At 63.9% G+C, this 18,004-nt stretch carries 15 protein-coding genes; 10 read left to right on the top strand and 5 right to left on the bottom strand.

Features of this window, described 5'->3' with window-relative positions; translation table 11 throughout:
- Positions 1-157 precede the first annotated feature (157 nt).
- Positions 158-2,989, top strand: a complete 2,832-nt coding sequence (gene ppc, locus Q8L25_RS26370) for a phosphoenolpyruvate carboxylase (protein WP_308922204.1) — start codon at positions 158-160, stop codon at positions 2,987-2,989.
- A gap of 3 nt (positions 2,990-2,992) precedes the next feature.
- On the opposite strand, the gene Q8L25_RS26375 is transcribed toward ppc, so the two are convergent.
- Entirely contained in the window at positions 2,993-4,663 is a 1,671-nt protein-coding gene (locus tag Q8L25_RS26375; protein WP_308922205.1) for a hypothetical protein, read from the bottom strand.
- Positions 4,664-4,883: 220 nt separating this feature from the next.
- On the opposite strand from Q8L25_RS26375, the gene Q8L25_RS26380 reads away from it, so the two are divergent.
- Positions 4,884-6,557: a PAS domain S-box protein gene (locus Q8L25_RS26380; protein ID WP_308922206.1), complete on the top strand. Its 1,674-nt coding sequence runs from the start codon at positions 4,884-4,886 to the stop codon at positions 6,555-6,557.
- A 54-nt stretch (positions 6,558-6,611) separates the two neighbouring features.
- Here the strand turns inward: Q8L25_RS26380 and rpoD are convergent, their stop codons facing one another.
- Positions 6,612-9,170: an RNA polymerase sigma factor RpoD gene (gene rpoD, locus Q8L25_RS26385; protein ID WP_308922207.1), complete on the bottom strand. Its 2,559-nt coding sequence runs from the start codon at positions 9,168-9,170 to the stop codon at positions 6,612-6,614.
- A gap of 587 nt (positions 9,171-9,757) precedes the next feature.
- Here rpoD and Q8L25_RS26390 point away from each other — a divergent pair.
- The 4 genes from Q8L25_RS26390 to Q8L25_RS26405 all read left to right on the top strand — a co-directional run bounded on the left by Q8L25_RS26390 (position 9,758) and on the right by Q8L25_RS26405 (position 13,015).
- Positions 9,758-10,273, top strand: coding sequence for a ProQ/FINO family protein (locus tag Q8L25_RS26390; RefSeq protein WP_308922208.1), 516 nt, complete (start codon positions 9,758-9,760; stop codon positions 10,271-10,273).
- A 9-nt stretch (positions 10,274-10,282) separates the two neighbouring features.
- On the top strand, positions 10,283-10,945 hold the full coding sequence (locus Q8L25_RS26395; RefSeq protein WP_308922209.1) for a 3'-5' exonuclease: 663 nt from the start codon (positions 10,283-10,285) through the stop codon (positions 10,943-10,945).
- Between the two features lie 82 nt (positions 10,946-11,027).
- Complete coding sequence (locus Q8L25_RS26400; RefSeq protein ID WP_374694205.1) at positions 11,028-11,744, top strand: cytochrome c; 717 nt, start codon at positions 11,028-11,030, stop codon at positions 11,742-11,744.
- Complete coding sequence (locus Q8L25_RS26405) at positions 11,741-13,015, top strand: c-type cytochrome (RefSeq protein ID WP_308922210.1); 1,275 nt, start codon at positions 11,741-11,743, stop codon at positions 13,013-13,015. The genes Q8L25_RS26400 and Q8L25_RS26405 overlap by 4 nt, the downstream gene beginning before the upstream one ends.
- Here Q8L25_RS26405 and Q8L25_RS26410 read toward each other — a convergent pair whose 3' ends face one another.
- Positions 13,016-13,651, bottom strand: a complete 636-nt coding sequence (locus Q8L25_RS26410; RefSeq protein WP_308922211.1) for an SAM-dependent methyltransferase — start codon at positions 13,649-13,651, stop codon at positions 13,016-13,018.
- Between the two features lie 166 nt (positions 13,652-13,817).
- Between Q8L25_RS26410 and Q8L25_RS26415 the strand changes: the two genes are divergently transcribed.
- The gene (locus Q8L25_RS26415) at positions 13,818-14,603 is read left to right on the top strand and encodes a head GIN domain-containing protein (protein ID WP_308922212.1); all 786 of its coding nucleotides are present in this window, start codon (positions 13,818-13,820) and stop codon (positions 14,601-14,603) included.
- 51 nt (positions 14,604-14,654) lie between these two features.
- Here Q8L25_RS26415 and Q8L25_RS26420 read toward each other — a convergent pair whose 3' ends face one another.
- Complete coding sequence (locus Q8L25_RS26420; RefSeq protein WP_308922213.1) at positions 14,655-15,197, bottom strand: YaeQ family protein; 543 nt, start codon at positions 15,195-15,197, stop codon at positions 14,655-14,657.
- Between the two features lie 27 nt (positions 15,198-15,224).
- The gene (purU, locus tag Q8L25_RS26425) at positions 15,225-16,094 is read right to left on the bottom strand and encodes a formyltetrahydrofolate deformylase (protein WP_308925810.1); all 870 of its coding nucleotides are present in this window, start codon (positions 16,092-16,094) and stop codon (positions 15,225-15,227) included.
- 344 nt (positions 16,095-16,438) lie between these two features.
- Here purU and Q8L25_RS26430 point away from each other — a divergent pair, with 344 nt between their 5' ends.
- From Q8L25_RS26430 to Q8L25_RS26440, 3 genes are all read left to right on the top strand, one after another.
- Complete coding sequence (locus Q8L25_RS26430) at positions 16,439-16,939, top strand: phasin family protein (protein ID WP_308922214.1); 501 nt, start codon at positions 16,439-16,441, stop codon at positions 16,937-16,939.
- A gap of 53 nt (positions 16,940-16,992) precedes the next feature.
- On the top strand, positions 16,993-17,376 hold the full coding sequence (locus tag Q8L25_RS26435; protein ID WP_308922215.1) for a KGG domain-containing protein: 384 nt from the start codon (positions 16,993-16,995) through the stop codon (positions 17,374-17,376).
- Between the two features lie 98 nt (positions 17,377-17,474).
- Positions 17,475-17,984, top strand: a complete 510-nt coding sequence (locus Q8L25_RS26440; protein WP_308922216.1) for a YgjP-like metallopeptidase domain-containing protein — start codon at positions 17,475-17,477, stop codon at positions 17,982-17,984.
- Positions 17,985-18,004 lie beyond the last annotated feature (20 nt).

Below are 18,004 nucleotides of genomic sequence, written 5' to 3' on the forward strand. Positions count from 1 at the left end.
TAATTATTTAATTATTGTTCCTTTGCCTACGCGGCAAAGCCAGTCACACGCCATGTTCAAGATCATAAATTTTATCATGCGCCCCCCTCCCCGCTGCGGCTGAACGCCCGGCGCAGTTGCCGTTTCTTTTCTTTTACACCTACTTTGGTACTTAAACATGCTTAATGAAGCCAGTGCAGCAGAAACAGACACCGCCTCCAGCCCGGACAAGGACGCGCCGCTGAAAGAAGATATACGCCTGCTGGGCCGCCTGCTGGGCGACGTGCTGCGCGAACAGGAAGGCGATGCCGTCTTCAACGTGGTCGAGACCATCCGCCAGACCTCGGTGCGCTTTCGCCGCGAGGAAGACGCCGACGCCGCTTTGGCACTGGACACCATGCTCAAGCAGCTGACGCGCGAACAGACCAATTCCGTGGTGCGCGCGTTTTCCTATTTTTCGCACCTGGCCAATATCGCCGAAGACCAGCACCATATCCGCCGCCGCCGCGCCCATTTGCTGGCCGGCTCGCCCGCGCAAAAGGGCAGCGTGTCCTTTGCGCTGAAAAAGCTGCGCGCCGCCGGCGTGCCGCGCGCCACCGTCGACACGTTTTTCCAGGACGCCCTGATCGCCCCCGTGCTGACGGCCCACCCGACCGAAGTGCAGCGCAAGAGCATCCTCGACGCCGAGCACGACATCGCGCGCCTGCTGGCCGAACGCGACACGCCGCAAACGCCCAAAGAGCGCCTGGCCAACATGCAGCTGCTGCGCTCGCGCGTGGCGACCCTGTGGCAAACGCGCATGCTGCGCTATTCCAAGCTGACGGTGGCCGACGAGATCGAAAACGCCCTGTCCTACTACCGCATCACCTTCTTGCGCGAACTGCCGGCCCTGTATGACGATATCGAGGACGATATCGCCGCCGAATATCCGCATCCTGACGGCACCGTCACGCCTATCGACGCGGCCTACGTGCAGATGGGCAGCTGGATCGGCGGCGACCGCGACGGCAATCCGAACGTCAACGCCGGCACCATGCAGCATGCGCTGGCGCGCCACGCCACCACCATCCTCGACTTCTATCTCGACGAAGTGCACGCGCTGGGCGCCGAACTGTCGGTGTCGACCCTGATGGTGGGCGTGAGCACGCAACTGCAGGCGCTGGCCGACCAGTCGCCGGACGCGTCGCCGCACCGCAGCGACGAGCCCTACCGGCGCGCCCTGATCGGCATCTATGCGCGCCTGGCCGCCACCGCGCGCGCCCTGGGCGCGACCAATATCCTGCGCAAGGAAGTGGGCGCCGCCGCCCCCTACCCCGACGCTGGCGCCTTTGTGGCCGACCTGCGCGTGATCATCGCCTCGCTGGAAGCAAACCACGGCGCCGCTTTGGCCCGCCCGCGCCTGGCCACGCTGGCGCGCGCGGCCGACATCTTCGGCTTCCACCTGGCCTCGCTCGACATGCGGCAAACCTCGGACGTGCACGAAAAAGTGCTGGCCGACCTGTTCGCCAGGAGCGGCGTGGAAAGCGATTACTGCGCCCTTGACGAGGACGCCAGGGAAGCGCTGTTGCTCAGTGAACTGGCGCAGCCGCGCCTGCTGTACTCGCCCTTCATCACCTACAACGAGGTGACCGATTCCGAACTGGCGATTTTGCGCGCGGCGCGCGATATCCGCGCCCGCTACGGGTCACGCGCGATCCGCAACTACATCATTTCGCACACGGAAACCGTGTCCGACCTGCTGGAAGTGATGCTGCTGCAAAAGGAAACCGGGCTGCTGCGGATCGATGGCGACAGTGCCAGCGGCGAGCTGATGGTCATCCCGCTGTTCGAAACCATCCCCGATCTGCAGCGCGCGGCCGGCATCATGGGCCGCGCGATGGCGCTGCCGCTGGTCAAGCAGCTGATCGCCCGGCAGGGGCAGTTGCAGGAAGTCATGCTGGGCTATTCCGACTCGAACAAGGATGGCGGTTTCCTCACCTCGAACTGGGAACTGTACAAGGCCGAACTGGCGCTGGTGGCCGACTTCCGGCAGGCCGGGGTCAAGCTGCGCCTGTTCCACGGCCGCGGCGGCACGGTGGGCCGTGGCGGCGGCCCCAGCTACGAAGCCATCCTGGCCCAGCCGCCAGGCACCGTCAACGGCCAGATCCGGCTGACGGAACAGGGCGAGATCATCGCCTCGAAGTTTTCGAATGCGGAAATCGGCCGGCGCAATCTGGAACTGCTGGTGGCCGCCACGCTGGAAGCGAGCCTGGCGCCGCAGGCGGAAAACCCGCAGCACACGGCCCAGCTGGCGCGCTTTGAAAGCGTGATGGCGGAACTGTCGAACCTGGCGTACAAGGCGTATCGCCACCTGGTCTATGAAACGCCGGGCTTTACGGAGTATTTCTTTGCAGCCACGCCGATCGCCGAAATCGCCGAACTGAACCTCGGTTCGCGGCCCGCTTCGCGCAAGGCCAACCAGCGTATCGAAGACCTGCGCGCGATTCCCTGGGGCTTTTCCTGGGGCCAGTGCCGCCTGCTGCTGCCGGGCTGGTTCGGCTTCGGCAGCGCCATTGGCGCGTGGATTAACCAGGCGGAAGGTTCGAAAGACGAGCGTATCGCCACCCTGCGCACGATGTACGCCGAATGGCCCTTCTTTGCCACCCTGCTGTCGAACATGGACATGGTGCTGGCCAAGACCGACCTGGCGATCGCCTCGCGCTATGCGGAACTGGTGGCCGATCATGAATTGCGCGAACGCATCTACAAGCGCATCACGGAAGAGCATGGCAACACCTTGCAATGCCTGGAGCTGATCACCGGCAACACGGAACGCCTGGCCGGCAATCCGCTGCTGGCGCGCTCGATCCAGAACCGTTTCGCCTACCTCGATCCGCTGAACCACTTGCAGGTGGAACTGATCAAGCGCCACCGCGCCCTGTCGACCGAAAACAAGGTCGACGAGCGCGTGCACCGCGGCATCCAGCTGTCGATCAACGGCGTGGCGGCGGGCTTGCGCAATACGGGCTAAGCTTCAGCGCCGGCGTTTTTTCCACAGCCGGCGCGCGTAGAGGCCCGCGCCCAGCAGCAGCGCCAGCAAGGTGCCACCGGCCAGCGCCACCGGCCACGGCAGCAAACCGCGTGGCGGCGGATTGCTGGCCAGGCCATCGCGCAGGGCGGCCGGAAACGGCCGCGGCTCGACCGGCACGATCTTCCAGTCGGCCGGGTCGGGCGGCGTGCGCGCCATGTATTCGCCATACGAAAACACGGGCGCCGAACCGAACGCCCGGCTCGACGGAATTTGCGGAATCCGCACCAGGATCAGGGCCTCGACGTCGCTGCGCAGCTGCTGTTCGAACGGCGTCAGGGCGCGCCCCGGCGTGCCGCTGACCAATTGCAGCAGATCCTGCCCGGCCGCATCGAAGGCCACCGCCGGATACAGGCGCGTCTGCTCCTCGCTCAGGTAGTCATACGCCTTGCGGCCTTCCTTCAGGCTCGCTTTGCTGATCGCTTTGTAGGGATAGCCGGCCAGGGCCATCAGCGCATGGGTCGGTCCGCGTCCCGGAATATGCCAGCCCAGGGCGTCGAACACATCCATGCTCAGGCCCGCGCAGTTGTTCAGCGCGCCGTCGTACGCGATATCGTGCCGGTAATACTGGTTGTACAGGCGCTGCACGCCGCCCTGGTAGGCCTTTGCGGTACGCGGATGGTTCAGCACGGCGACCAGCATGTACGAGGGCCGGTAATACGCTTGCCCGCTGTTCAGGTCGGCCAGGTAGTTATCCATCGGCACGGGCGCGGCCAGGATGCCTTTTTCGCCATAGGCGTCGAGGCCATAAAAATTGTTCACGATCCAGTCGGCAAACTCGCCGCGCGGCCCCATGGTGCCGGTGGCGATCGCAAAATGGCCGCCGTAGGCTTCGTCGTCATCGCCCTGGGCGCCGTTCAGCATGACGGCCAGCACCGGCTTGCCTTCCCACTGGCTGGCCGCGCCGGGCTGGCGCTGCCACACCAGGCGGTTCGAATAGGCGCTCTTCGCGCCGCCATCGTGCGCCCGCACATAGTCGACCAGGCCGTCCTTGCCTTTCAATGGCTCGAGCGCCAGCGCTTTGGCGCCAATCGCGAACTCGTTCGGCCAGATGGTGCGCGCCGTGTAGCGCTGCAGGCCGTCGACCTGTTCCAGGGTGCCGCGCACGCGCACCGGCTTGCCCTCGAAGAAAGCGCGCGAGCTGGCGTCGAAATACGACAGATTGGTGGCGATCTTCGGCGTCAGCCGCCATGGCAGCACGTCGCCCGTGGGCAGGCGCAGGCTGGCGCCGTCCGCTGAAAAGGTGGCGTCGGGCAGCAGCTGCGGCGCGCCCAGCCAGACCAGGCCGGGATAGGCCAGCGCCTGCGCCTGCGCGCCGGCGGCCCAGGTCCGCACATCGTCCTTGCCGCGCGCCACGCTTGAATGGCCGGACACGGGCAGGCCCGCCGCGGGCACCGCGATGACTTCGTCGCGGAAATAGAACATCGCTTGCGGGATGGTCGGGCAATCGACGCACTTGCCGTCGGCAAGGCGAAAATCCCGGCCCGGATGCAGGCCCAGCGGCGCTTCCAGCGCATCGCGCACGCCGGCAGGCGGCGCGGCATGGCCAGGGCCGGACAGGCCGGTCAATACCGTCAAAACAGCAATCGCATGAGAATGCGCCTTCCAGGTTGTCATAGCCAGCGTGCTCCAGAGGATAGCAGCGATTGATCAGTGCTGCCGATTGTAAGCGAATACAGGCATGGCACTATTGCGACACGGCAATCAATAGAGTGGCTGATGCACGGTAGAAATTATTTTTAAAGCAATGTAAGTAAAGCATTACAATGCATGGGAATAATATCTGTCCGACCATGTGCAGCGGCGCGCGCCACCGTACCGATATTCAAAGGCACCGATGGCACAACCGTCGTTTCAACTGCTGCATGCGGCGACTATCGCCGCTCTCGCCCTGGGACTGGTGGCCGTACTGCTGGCGACAGTCATTCACCTGCTGCGCCGGCAACTGCAAGCGAGCCGCGCGCGCTACCGCCAATTCAGCGATGCGGTGCAGGACGGCGTCTGGCAGACCGACGCCGCCGGCAACATCCTGGAGGCCAACCGGCGCATGGGAGAAATGCTGGGCTTGCCCGTGCAAGAACTGATCGGCCGCAATATCCGCGACCTGTTCGATGAGGCGACGCTGCTGCGCGTGTGCGCCTTGCTGCGCGAGGACGAGGACGAGGACGAGGACGATGGCGGCGCCGCGCGCCTGCTGGATTATGTGCGCGCCGATGGCCGCCAGGCCTGGGCCATGATACGCGGCAAGCGCCTGTTCGGCAGCCAGGGCCAGTTGCGCGGGGCGCTGACGGTGGCCACCGATGTGACCGAGCATCACCTGGCACGGCAGGCACTGAGCACGGCCCATGCGGACCTGGGCCAGCGCATCGCGTTGCGCACGGCACAGTTGCAGGATGTAAACGAATTGCTGTCGGCCGAAATCGCCGTGCGCCGCGAGGCCGAGCAGGCACTGGCGCACAGCGAAACACAGTTGCAGGAGATCATATCCATGTTGCCGCTGGCGCTGTTCCTGAAAACCGCCGATTCGCAGATCGTGCTGATGAACCAGGCCTGCGAGCAGCAATGGGGCATCGGCCTGCAGGAACTGACGGCGCGCACCGAAGAACGCTACTACTCACCCGAGCAGCTGCGGGGCTTTCGCGAGGAAGACCGCCAGGCGTTTGCGCAGCGCCGCGTGATCGTGCGCGAAAACGTGCTGTGGAACGACCGTCTGCAGCAGCACCGGCGTGTGCTGACGCACAAGCAGCCGATTTTCGACCGGCACGGCCATCCGCAGCTGATCATCGGCATCGGCATCGACATCACCGAGCGCCAGCGCACGGAAGAGGCGCTGCGCCAGTCGCTGCTGCAACTGCGCGAACTGTCGGATCACCAGGAAAGCATCAAGGACGCAGAGCGGCGCCGCATCGCGCTCGATATCCACGACGACCTGGGGCAAAGCCTGATGGCGCTGAAGATCGACGCGAGCCTGCTGCATGCGCGCACCGGTGAAAAACACGCGCGGCTGCGGCGCCACACGCGGCGCGCGCTGGCCACCATCGACGCCAGCATCGCCGCCGTGCGCGCCATCATCAACGATCTGTATCCGAGCACCCTGGAGCTGGGCCTGGTGCCGGCCGTCGAATGGCTGGTACGGCAGATGAACACGCTGGGCGGCAGTCGCTACCATCTGCGGCTGGCCGATCCCGATACCGGCGAAGGGCTGGACCGGCGCCAGACGGCCGCCCTGTTCCGCGTGATCCAGGAGTCGCTGTCGAACAGCCTGCGCCACGCGCGCGCCAGCACGGTGGAGGTGACCCTGGGGCAGTGCGCCAGCCAGGTCCTGGTGCGCATCAGCGATGACGGCATCGGCATGCAGCCCGGCGACGACGGCAAGCGCGCCGCGTTCGGCCTGAAAAGCATGCGCGAACGTATCCATGCCCTCGGTGGCACGCTGTACATCGACAGCCTGCCGGGCCAGGGCACGACGCTGGAAATCCGTTTGCCGCTGAGTCTGCCCGAGCGGGGCTGAGACGGCGTACGGACGAAAAAAAAGAGGCTTGCGCCTCTTTTTTGCCTGCCTGGCTTAGTTCTGCGTCAGGAAGGTTTTCAGTTTGTCCGAACGCGACGGCTGGCGCAGCTTGCTCATCGCCTTCGCTTCGATCTGGCGTATCCGCTCGCGCGTGACGTCGAACTGCTTGCCCACTTCTTCCAGCGTGTGGTCGTTCGACATTTCCACGCCATAGCGCATGCGCAGCACTTTCGCTTCGCGAGGCGTCAGGGAATCGAGCACTTCCTTGATCACGTTGCGCATCGAGGCGTGCAGCGCGGCGTCCAGCGGCGCCAGGGTGGTGTTGTCTTCGATAAAGTCGCCCAGTTGCGAATCGCCATCTTCGCCCATCGGCGTTTCCATGGAAATCGGCTCTTTGGCGATCTTCATGATTTCGCGCACCTTGTTTTCCGGCATTTCCATCTTGACGGCCAGGGTCGCCAGGTCCGGCTCGCTGCCGGTTTCCTGCATGATCTGGCGCGAGATGCGGTTCATCTTGTTGATCGTTTCGATCATGTGCACCGGCACGCGGATGGTGCGGGCCATGTCGGCGATCGAACGCGTGATGGCCTGGCGGATCCACCAGGTGGCGTAGGTCGAGAACTTGTAGCCGCGGCGGTATTCGAACTTGTCGACCGCTTTCAGCAGGCCGATATTGCCTTCCTGGATCAGGTCGAGGAATTGCAGGCCGCGGTTGATGTATTTCTTGGCGATCGAAATTACCAGGCGCAAGTTGGCAACCGTCATTTCGCGTTTCGCGTGGCGCGCGCGTTTTTCGCCGGCCGCCATCTGCTTGTTGATCTTGCGCAGGTCGGCCAGCGGCAAGGCCACGCGGGCCTGCAGGTCGATCATTTTCTTTTGCAGCTCTTTCACGGCCGGCACGTTACGGCTCAAAATCGCGCTGTACGGATACTTGCAGTCGACTTCGCGGTCGACCCATTCCAGGTCCGTCTCGTTGCCCGGAAACACCTTGATGAAGTGGGCGCGCGGCATGCCGCATTTGTTCACGCACAGTTCCAGCACGGCGCGCTCGATATGGCGCACTTCTTCCATCTGGCCGCGCAGGGTGTCGCACAGCTTCTCGACCACCTTGGCGGTGAAGCGGATGCCCAGCAGTTCCTGCGAGATCGCTTCCTGCGCCTTGACATAGGCTTTCGAATTGTAGCCTTCCGGCGCCTTGCGCATCTTCTCGTACTGGGTCGAGATGACGTTGAATTTTTCCAGCGCATTCTTTTTCAGCTGCGCCAGCTGTTCGCTCGAGAAGCCCGCCGCGCCGCCATTGGCGTCGCCGTCTTCTTCTTCCGCTTCTTCTTCCTCTTCCTCTTCGTCGCCGGTGGCGGCGGCAGGCACGACCACGGCGGCCGGCGCCGGGGCATTGCTTTCGTTCAGGTCGACAAAGCCGTCGACCACTTCATCGACCTTGATTTCGTCGCGCGCGATCTTCTGCGACAGGGCGACGATTTCGCCGATGGTGGTCGGGCAGGCGGAAATCGCCTGGATCATGTCTTTCAGGCCGCCTTCGATGCGCTTGGCGATCTCGATCTCGCCTTCGCGCGTCAGCAGCGCCACGGCGCCCATTTCACGCATGTACATGCGCACCGGGTCGGTGGTGCGGCCGAAGTCGGAATCGACCGTCGACAGCGCGGTGGCGGCCGCCGCTTCGACTTCGTCGTCGCTGGTGACGGTGGCGACGTTGTCAGTCAACAACAGGCTTTCCGCGTCAGGGGCGCGCTCGTAGACGGCGATGCCCATGTCGTTGAAGGTGGCGATGATGCCTTCGATCGCTTCCGGATCGATGATGTTTTCCGGCAGTTGGTCATTGATCTCGGCATAGGTCAGGAAACCGCGTTCCTTGCCCATGTTGATCAGGCCGGTAATCTGCTTGCGGCGGCGCTCCAGGTCGGCAGCCGAGGCTTCCGGATCGCCCAGCGCGTCGGCCACGCCACCCTTGGCCTTGCGGTCGCGCGCTTTCGACACGGCTTTCAGTTCGGCGCGCTCGACGGCGTTCAGTGCCGCCACTTCGTCGTTTTCCGGCGTGAATTCGCTCGGCTTGCGGCCACGGCGGCCCGGCACCTTGACGGTCGGCAGGAAGTAGTTCGAGGTATCGATGGCGGCCAGGGCGTCGGCGTCGGTGGTCTTGCTGACCGCCTGCGCGCCGGTGATGATGGTGACGGGCGCCGGTTCGACCTTGGCGCGCACGACTTTCGAGCGGGCCGCCGTTACCACCTTGTTGGTGGCGGCGCTTTCGCTGACCTTGCGTGGCGCGGCAGCCACTTTCACGTTTGGTGCGATCTTTACGCTCGGCACCTTGGCCGGCGCAACGTCGGCGGCTTCATCCGTAGCGCTCACTTCCGCTGGCAGCTCGGCCGCCACTGGCGTTTCCGCGGCAACGTCCAGCGGCGGCACGGCGGCCAGGCGCGAACGGCTCTTCTTGACGACCGTCACCACGGTCGGCGTGACCACGGTCGCTTCCGGATTCGCTTGCGCATTATCGATGAAGTAAGATAGAGTCGTTTTTGGAACGGCTAATTGCGCGGAGGCCGCCGGGCGTGGCGCCTTGACGGACAACGTTAAAGTTTTTGGCGTATTCTTCATGAGATATCTCTTAATGCGAGACCAGATGGTGTCGGCGCGAAGTGAATGATTCCACCTAAGCCTGCGAAACCGGACTCGATGGAGCGTATTGTTGCGGCTGCCGTCTAGCGGCAGCGGCGCCTGTGTATCGGAACGTTCAAAGCCCGCGCATCCTGCAACAGCGGCGGGCTGGACGGCGAGGCCGAAGCCGGGTCAGATAAACAAGCGATGTACATTGCGGAATGAAAAAAAGCCCGTACCAGAACGGGCTTGTTGTTGTTCAGTGAAGACACAGCGGAGAGCAAGATCATGGATGAATGCCGATAAGCCGAATGACAAGCACACTATCTGCTGTCAACAAGGCGGATATCAAGGCCGCCATGGAATGCTCATATCCCCTGCTCTTATCCCCTGTACATCTGATTCGCCCCGTAAAAAACCCGGTGCAGTCATCAGCGCAAGCCGACATTATACACATTCAAGCATTTTTGCGCTTGTCTTCATTACGACGATGCAGGACAAATGCGTGTCAAGTTGCCAAAAAAGACAATGCACTCGCCTGTGGCGCGTGCTATGCTCCCCTTTTATAGCCTAACCCCACGATGTCGATGACCAGCTCCACGCCAGACCAGCAAGCCACCACTCCTGACACGCACGCGGACGCCGCAGCAGTATCTGCGCCTGTACCGGAGGCCGTAACAGCGGCCCCGGCAGCCGCACCGGCCGGCCTGACGGCGCGCGCGCTGCTCAAGCAGTTCCAGGAGCAATTCCCGCCGTTCCGCGATTGCCTGCCCTTGTCGATCGGTATCGACAAGCAGATCCTGGCCCGCCTGCCGGACCTGGACCGCAAGCTGATGCGCACGGCGCTGGGCATCCACACCGGTTCGCTGCGCTATCTGCGCGTGATGGAAAAAGCCAAGGTACGCTACGACCTCGACGGCAAAGCCGGCGCGGAAGTCACCGCCACCCACCGCGAACACGCCACGCAAGTATTGCAGCAGCGCTTCAAGAAAGAAGCCGACCGCAAGAAGGCCGAGCGCGAAGCGGCAGCGGCCGAGGAAGCCAACCGCCTGCGCCTTGAAAAGCTCAATTTGCTGACCGCGAAGTTCTCGCGCAAAGGCTGATCCGGCTTCATGGATAACGCCTCCGCGCCACTCCAGCCAGCCGCTCCCGCCTTGCCGCCCTACCAGGGCATCCGCCTCGAAGACGTGCGCCTGGTGCGCACCGCCGGCGAAGCGCAAGCCGCCATGGCCGCCCTGCTGGCGACGGACGCGATCGGCTTCGACACCGAATCGAAGCCGACCTTCGTCAAGGGCGAGTCGTCGACCGGCCCGCACCTGATCCAGCTGGCCACCGACGACACCGCCTATCTGTTCCAGGTCGGATCGGCTGCCACGCCGGCGCTGGCCGAGCTGAAAGCCATCCTCGAATCGACCGTCACCTTGAAAGTCGGTTTCGGCCTGTCCGACGACGTCAAGCGCTTGCGCAACAAGCTGGGCATTGCGCCGGCCGGCGTGCTCGACCTGTCGGTGGCCCTGCGTGGCGGCCAGCGCAACGACCTGGGCGCCAAGACGGCGGTGGCCAAATTCTTCGGCCTGCATCTGCAAAAGTCGAAAAAGATTTCCACCACCAACTGGGCTTCGGCCCGCCTGTCCGACAAGCAGATCCTGTACGCGGCCGACGATGCGCAGGTAGCCCTGCGCGTGTACCGCCGCTGGATCGCGGATGGCGGCAAGGTGGCGCCGCAAAAAGCGCCGCGCGCCCCGGCGCCGGCCAGCATGCCGGCCGATTCATAGCGTTTTCACACCATTGCCACTGTCTTAACAGGCGAGAACAGTATATGCTAGGCAACTAAACCAGCATATACAGGTGTACAGCATGCGGCGACCTCTTTCCAGGCTGTTGATTTCGCTGGCCGGCATGGCAAGCGGCATGGCGCTGGCCGCGCCGGCACTAGTACCAGATACCCTGGCGCAGCGCATCAAGGCCTGTACATCCTGCCATGCGCAAGAGGAACGCCAAGACGCCTTCTTTCCCCGCATCGCCGGCAAGCCCTCGGGCTACCTGTACAACCAGCTGCTCAATTTCCGCGACGGCCGGCGCCGCTACCCGATGATGACCTATATGGTCGAGCACCTGCCGGACGCCTACCTCCAGGAAATCGCCGACTATTTTTCGCAGCAGCACCCCACGCCGCCGCCGGCCCAGGCCAGCACGGCGGGCACGGCCGCCCTGGCGCGCGGCAAGCAGCTGGTGCTTGCGGGCGACAGCGTGAAAAAAATCCCGGCCTGCATCAGCTGCCATGGCCAGCAGCTGGCTGGCGTGGCGCCCGCCATTCCAGGCTTGCTGGGCTTGCCGCGCGACTATATCAACGCCCAGTTCGGCGCCTGGAAGAACGGCGTGCGCCGCGCCCATGCGCCCGACTGCATGGCCGTGATCGCCGAGCGCCTGTCCGACGCCGACGTCGGCGCGGTGTCCGCCTGGCTGGGCACGCAGGCGGCCGACGCCAGTGCCCGCCCGGCGGACGCCATGACATTCCCCTTGCCGCTGCACTGCGGCAGCGTGCCGGGCTCCACCGCCGGGGGAGCGCCATGAAAAAATCGCTGATGGCGCTGGCCGTGCTGTTGATCGCGGGCGTGGGCGCGAAAATGCTGCTGTGGCCGGCCGACGATATCGGGCCGCCGGCAAACCCGAGCAGCCTGAGCCGGGAGCAACTGGTGGCGCGCGGCGCCTATCTGGCCAAAGCCGGCGACTGCATGGCCTGCCACACCACCCGTGGTGGGGTGCACTATGCGGGCGGACGGGCGCTGTCCACGCCGTTCGGCAATGTGATCTCGCCCAATATCACGCCGGACAAGATGACTGGCATCGGCGCCTGGAGCGCCGACGATTTCTGGCGCGCCATGCACAACGGCAAGTCGAAAGACGGCCGCCTGCTGTATCCAGCTTTTCCCTACACCAATTACACCAAAGTCAGGCGCGAAGACAGCGACGCCCTGTACGCCTACCTTCAAAGCGTGCCGCCGCAGCGGCAGGCCAACCTTCCGCACGCGCTGCGCTTCCCCTACAACCAGCAGATCGCGCTGGCGGCCTGGCGCGCGCTGTATTTCAAGCCGGCCGTCTACCAGGACGACCCGGCGCGCAGCGTGGAATGGAACCGCGGCGCCTACCTGGTACAGGGCCTGGGCCACTGCAGCGCCTGCCATAGCAGCCGCACCACCCTGGGCGGCAGCGAAGAAGGACTGTCGGGCGGCCTGATCCCCATGCTGGGCTGGTACGCACCCTCGCTGACGTCGAACGCGGAGGCGGGCCTGGGCGACTGGGACACCGGCCATATCGTGGAACTGCTGCATACGGGCGTGTCGCCGCGCGCCACCGTCTTCGGCCCGATGGCCGAGGTGGTACGGCAAAGCCTGCAGCATCTGGAGGTCGCTGACGTGCGGGCGATGGCGGTGTACCTGAAAAGCCTGCCGGATACCCGGCCACCCGTGAAAGGGGCGCCGCGCGACACCTCGGACGCGGCGGTGGCGCAGCTGGCGCAGGGCGCCAAGCTGTATGACACCCATTGCGCCAGCTGCCACCAGGCGGACGGCAAGGGCATGCCGCCCGGCTATCCGCCGCTGGCCGGCAACCGGGCCTTGCTGACAGACTCGCCCGTCAACGCCATCCGCATCGTGCTCAACGGCGGTTTCGCGCCCGGCACGGCCGGCAATCCCCGCCCGTACGGCATGCCGCCGTACGGTCCGGTACTGAACGATGCGGAAGTGGCGGCCGTGGTCAGCCATCTGCGCGCCAGCTGGGGCAATGATGCACCGGCCGTCAGCGCATTGGAAGTGAATAAATACCGCAGCGTGCCGCTGGAATAATCAGCGAAACTTGCTTTTGTGCCCGGTCTTGAGGTCGAGCGCATAGCGCACGCCATTGTCGGTCAGCATGACTTCATCGGGCGGCTCCTCGCCGGCCAGGGCGCCGTCGGTCAAAGGCAAGCCTTCGCCCTTGCGCAGCAGCTCGTCGCAGCGCTCGTACACATTCGGGCAGCCGGTCGAGGCCATCAGCGATTGCACGATGGCCACTTTCCACGCATCGACGCCGCCGGCGTTGAATTCGCAGATCAGGTAGCCTTGCGCGCCGCCAAACAGCTGCACCACCAGGCCGGGCAAGCCCTCGTCCTCGCCCTTGATCAGGGTCAGGAGCTGGCTCTCGCCCGCCTTCCTGATGGCCGGCAAGCGTTTTTCGATGGCGGCCTTGACCCGGCGCTTGATCAGGGCGTGGTCGACGGGTTCATCTTCCTTGAAGCTCCAGATGCGTGCGCGGATCTGCGACTTCGAGTTGTAGGCGGCGCGGGCAATGAACTGCCGGGACGAGCTTTGCACGATGGCTGTCGAACCCGGCTTCATTTTTTCCTGCGGCTTGCCTTCGACCTTGTCGATCGCGGAGGCGTAGATCCACGATTGGCCCAGCAAGCTTTTTTCCTTGCCTTGTTTGATGGTAATAATCAACATGTCATTCCAGTGCTCGTTCTATATGCAATACCGGCATGATACCTCATGCCATCCTGTCGCCACAGCCTGCATTCTGTGCCCGTCACGGCGCAGTCTGTCGCACGGTGCTGCGCCGGCCGCCCCAGCCGCCTTACCATGCAGGCATACCATTGAACAGGGAGTAACCATGACATCCGCCATCTTCCAACCGCGCCGCGCCGGCACCGCCCTGCTGCTGGCCGCCAGCGTCTTCGCCCTGCTCGCGCCTGCCGCGCCAGGCATGGCCTCGCCGATGGACTGGATCGCCGGCAGCAGCGTCAAGGGCAGCGGCAAGCTGCAAAAGCAGATGCGCGAAGTGGGCAATTTCAACGGCGTGGCGCTGAACGTGCCGGGCACGGTGGAACTGCGCATCGGCAATACCGAAGGCGTCACCATCGAAACGGATGACAATATCCTGCCGCTGATCGAGACGGCCGTGGAAAACGGCACCTTGCGCATCCGCCCGGCCAAGCGCAACAGCAATTTGCGCCAGACGGCCCTGACCATCGTGGTGCATGCGCGCCAGGTCGAGCGGGTCAGCGTGGGCGGCTCGGGCACCATCAATGCCAGCGGCCTGCGCGGTGAAAAACTGCGTTTCGACGTGGGCGGCTCGGGTTCGATCAATGCCGGCCAGCTCGACGCGCGCATCGTCTCGGTCGCCATCGGCGGCAGCGGCAGCTTCAACGCCAGCGGCAAGACGGAACAGCTGACGGCTTCGATCGGCGGCTCGGGCAATATCGGCGCCGGCCGGCTGGCCGCCAATGACGTGCAGGTGAGCATAGGCGGCTCGGGCGAAGCGCAGGTGTGGGCAAAAGACAAGCTGGCCATCAGCATCGGCGGCTCGGGCAAGGTCAGCTACTACGGCGACCCGCACGTCAGCCGCAGCATGCAGCGCTCGAGCAGCATCCGGCGCCTGGGCGCCAGCCCCCAGTAAAAGCAAAAGCCCGCATCGCTGCGGGCTTTTTTCATCTGGCGGCCGAAAAGATCAGCGCGCCGGCTTGACCGGCTCGCGGTCGATCAATACCGTGTTGACGCTGTCGGTGAGCCAGATCTGGCCATCCTGGATCGTGCATTGCAGCTGCATGTTGCGCTGGGCCAGCTTGCTCATGTCCTGCGCCGCATCCGACGGCAGGTTGATGACGGTCAGGTTCTTCGCCCGCTCCAGCTTGTTGGCGATCTGCTTCCACCAGATATGGCTGGTCGCGCCATAGCTGTAGACGATCACCTGCTCGGAGCGGCCGCAGGCCTTCAGGATGCGTTTCTCGTCGGGCTGGCCCACTTCGATCCACAGCTGGATGGCGCCCGTCAGGTCTTTCTGCCACAGGTCCGGCTCTTCCGTATCGAACAGGCCCTTGGTGAAGGTCAGCGCCTCGTCGGCGTGGATGGCGAACGCCAGCAGGCGCACCATCATGCGCTCGTCGGTTTCCGACGGATGGCGGGCCAGGGTCAGCGCATGGCCCTGGTAGTAATTGCGGTCCATGTCGGCGATCTGCAGATCGGCTTTGAATATCGTTGCTTTGAGTGCCATTGTGTCTGGGTCAGGGGAAGTTGGAATTCAGCGGAAGACGACGGTCTTGTTGCCATTTTTCAGGATGCGGTGTTCCACGAACCATTTCACGGCGCGCGCCAGCACCACGCACTCGACGTCGCGGCCGATCGCCGTCAGCGTTTCCGCGTCCATCGCATGGTCGACCCGTTCCACGTCCTGTTCGATGATCGGGCCTTCGTCGAGGTCGCCGGTGACGAAATGGGCCGTCGCGCCGATCAGCTTGACGCCGCGGTGATGCGCCTGGGCATACGGCTTGGCGCCCTTGAAGCTGGGCAGGAAGGAATGGTGGATATTGATGGCGCGCCCGTCGAGCGCCTGGCACAGGCCGGGCGACAATATCTGCATATAGCGCGCCAGCACCACCAGGTCGATCTGGTGGGCGTCGAGCAGCTCGATGATTTTCGCTTCCTGCGCCAGCTTGGCCGACTCCGGCGCACCGGCCGCCAGCGGCAGGTGGTGGAACGGAATATTGTAGCTGGCCGCCAGCTGGTAGAACTCCATGTGGTTCGACACGATGGCGGGAATTTCCACGTTCAGCAGGCCGCTCTTGTAGCGGAACAGCAAGTCGTTCAGGCAATGGCCGATCTTCGACACCATCAGCATCACGCGCGGCTTGGTGTGCGCGTCGTGCAGCTGGCCATTGAGTTGCATGGCTTGTGACAACGCCGCGAAGTCGGCGCGCAGCACGCTGTCGCTGATGGCCGCGTCTTCCAGCGCGAAGTGCACGCGCATGAAGAACAGCTGCGATTCCTGGTCACCGAACTGGGCCGAATCGATGATGTTGCAGTCATGTTCGGCCAGGAAGCCGGACACGCGGTGCACGATGCCGCGCTGGTCCAGGCAGGACAGGGTCAGGATGTATTCAGGATGCGTCATGGTCACGAAAAAACAGGTAAACAAGCAGTCAATCAAACTCGCGACTATGCGCGACGGGCGCGGCGGACGGCGCTGGGCCGCACTGCCGCGAGGCCGGTATTGTCGCACGGCCGGGCCACTTTCTCAGCATTTTCCAAGCCGGCATGGCCTGCGTCACGATCGCCCCATCCTTTGATCTACCGCAAACCCCGCCTTTTTTTCAAGCATACAGCCGCCTGCCACGTTGAAAACAGGGCGCCGGCATGGAACCTGGCACCGTCTGCGGCGTCTATCTCTTTGCTTGTTTTAAACGCGTATCCGGATCCGCCGGATGCTTCCCGAACCAGTCTTTATCGAGGTAGAACATGTTCACAAACAGTATCAGCCCCGCCCTGCAAGCCCACCTGGATGCCCAGCTCAACTTTGTCACCGAACTCTCGCGCAAGATGTTCGACACGGCACTGCGCCTCAACGAATTGAACATGCGCCTGGCGCAGGAACTGCTCGAGGAGGCAGCCACCGCCAACCAGCGCATCCTGACGGCGCGCGGCGGCAGTGAAGCCATGTCGCTGGCGGCCAGCCATCTGCAGCCCGGTTCCGACAAGCTGCGCCAGTACCAGCAGAAACTGTCCCACCTGATGGCCGACGCCAATGTCGAAATGAACCGCACGGCCGAAGCCCACTTGCCCGAAGCGAGCCGCACCGCCGTCGCCTTTGCCGACGAACTGGTGCGCAAAACCGCCGAAGAAACCGAAAAAGCCACGCGGCGCCAGCGCGAGATGATCGCCAATATGCATGTGGGCGCCCACAGCGATGGCACGGGCCGCCAGCCGGAAGCCGCCGGCAGGCAGGACCAGGCCCACTGAGCCGCCCCACCATCCCAACCATACCAGCAGGCACCGACAGCGAGGAGAACAGCATGGCTACCAACCAAGGCAGTGACCAAGGCAACGAGCAAGGCAAGAGCACCGGCAGCAGCCAGAAAAGCGAAGGCCAAGCCAGCCAGAAAGGCAGCGGCAAGCGGGGCTTCGCCGCCATGAGCGAAGCACAGCAGCGCGAAATCGCCAGCAAGGGCGGCCAGGCCGCGCACCAGAAAGGCACGGCCCACGAATTCGACTCGGAAGAAGCACGCCGGGCCGGACAAAAAGGGGGCGAGGCCGTCAGCCGCAACCGCGAGCACATGGCCGAGATCGGCCGCAAAGGCGGCGAAAGCCGCCAATCGGCCAACCGCGACAGCGATAGCCGCGGCAAGGCGGCGCAGAAATCGAACCGGCAAGGTGGCAAGGACGAGGACGAAAGCTGACGCCGGGGGCGGCGCCGGCATGGGCGGGAAGGCCGGCGCTGTGACGGCCAGCACAGTGTGGTACATTCTCGCCTCGACCGATCCGCCCCCTCCTCCCGATGCCTGCCCTGAAATACCTGAGCGCCTATTCCGAGCAAACGCTCTCGCAAGTACAGCAACTGATCGCCCAGGACAAGCTGGGCGAGGTGCTGAAAAAGCGCTATCCGCAAGCGCACGACGTGCGCAACGACAAGGCGCTGTACCAGTACGTGCAAGACTTGAAGAATGAATTCCTGCGCAATGCCGAACCCATCAACAAAGTCGCGTTCGACAGCAAGATCCATGTGATCCAGCATGCGCTGGGCCTGCATACGTCGATTTCAAGGGTGCAAGGCGGCAAGCTGAAGGCCAAGCATGAAATCCGCGTGGCCACCATGTTCAAGGAAGTGCCGCTGGAATTTTTGCGCATGATCGCCGTGCATGAACTGGCGCACGTCAAGGAAAAGCAGCACGACAAGGCCTTCTACAAGCTGTGCACGTATATGGAACCGCAGTACCACCAGTATGAATTCGACGTGCGCCTGTACCTGACCCAGCTCGATATTTCCGGCCAGCGGCTGTGGTCATGAAAAAAGCCGCGACGTACTAA

Origin of the sequence: Janthinobacterium sp. J1-1 (assembly GCF_030944405.1) — a bacterium.
Classification (GTDB): domain Bacteria; phylum Pseudomonadota; class Gammaproteobacteria; order Burkholderiales; family Burkholderiaceae_D; genus Janthinobacterium.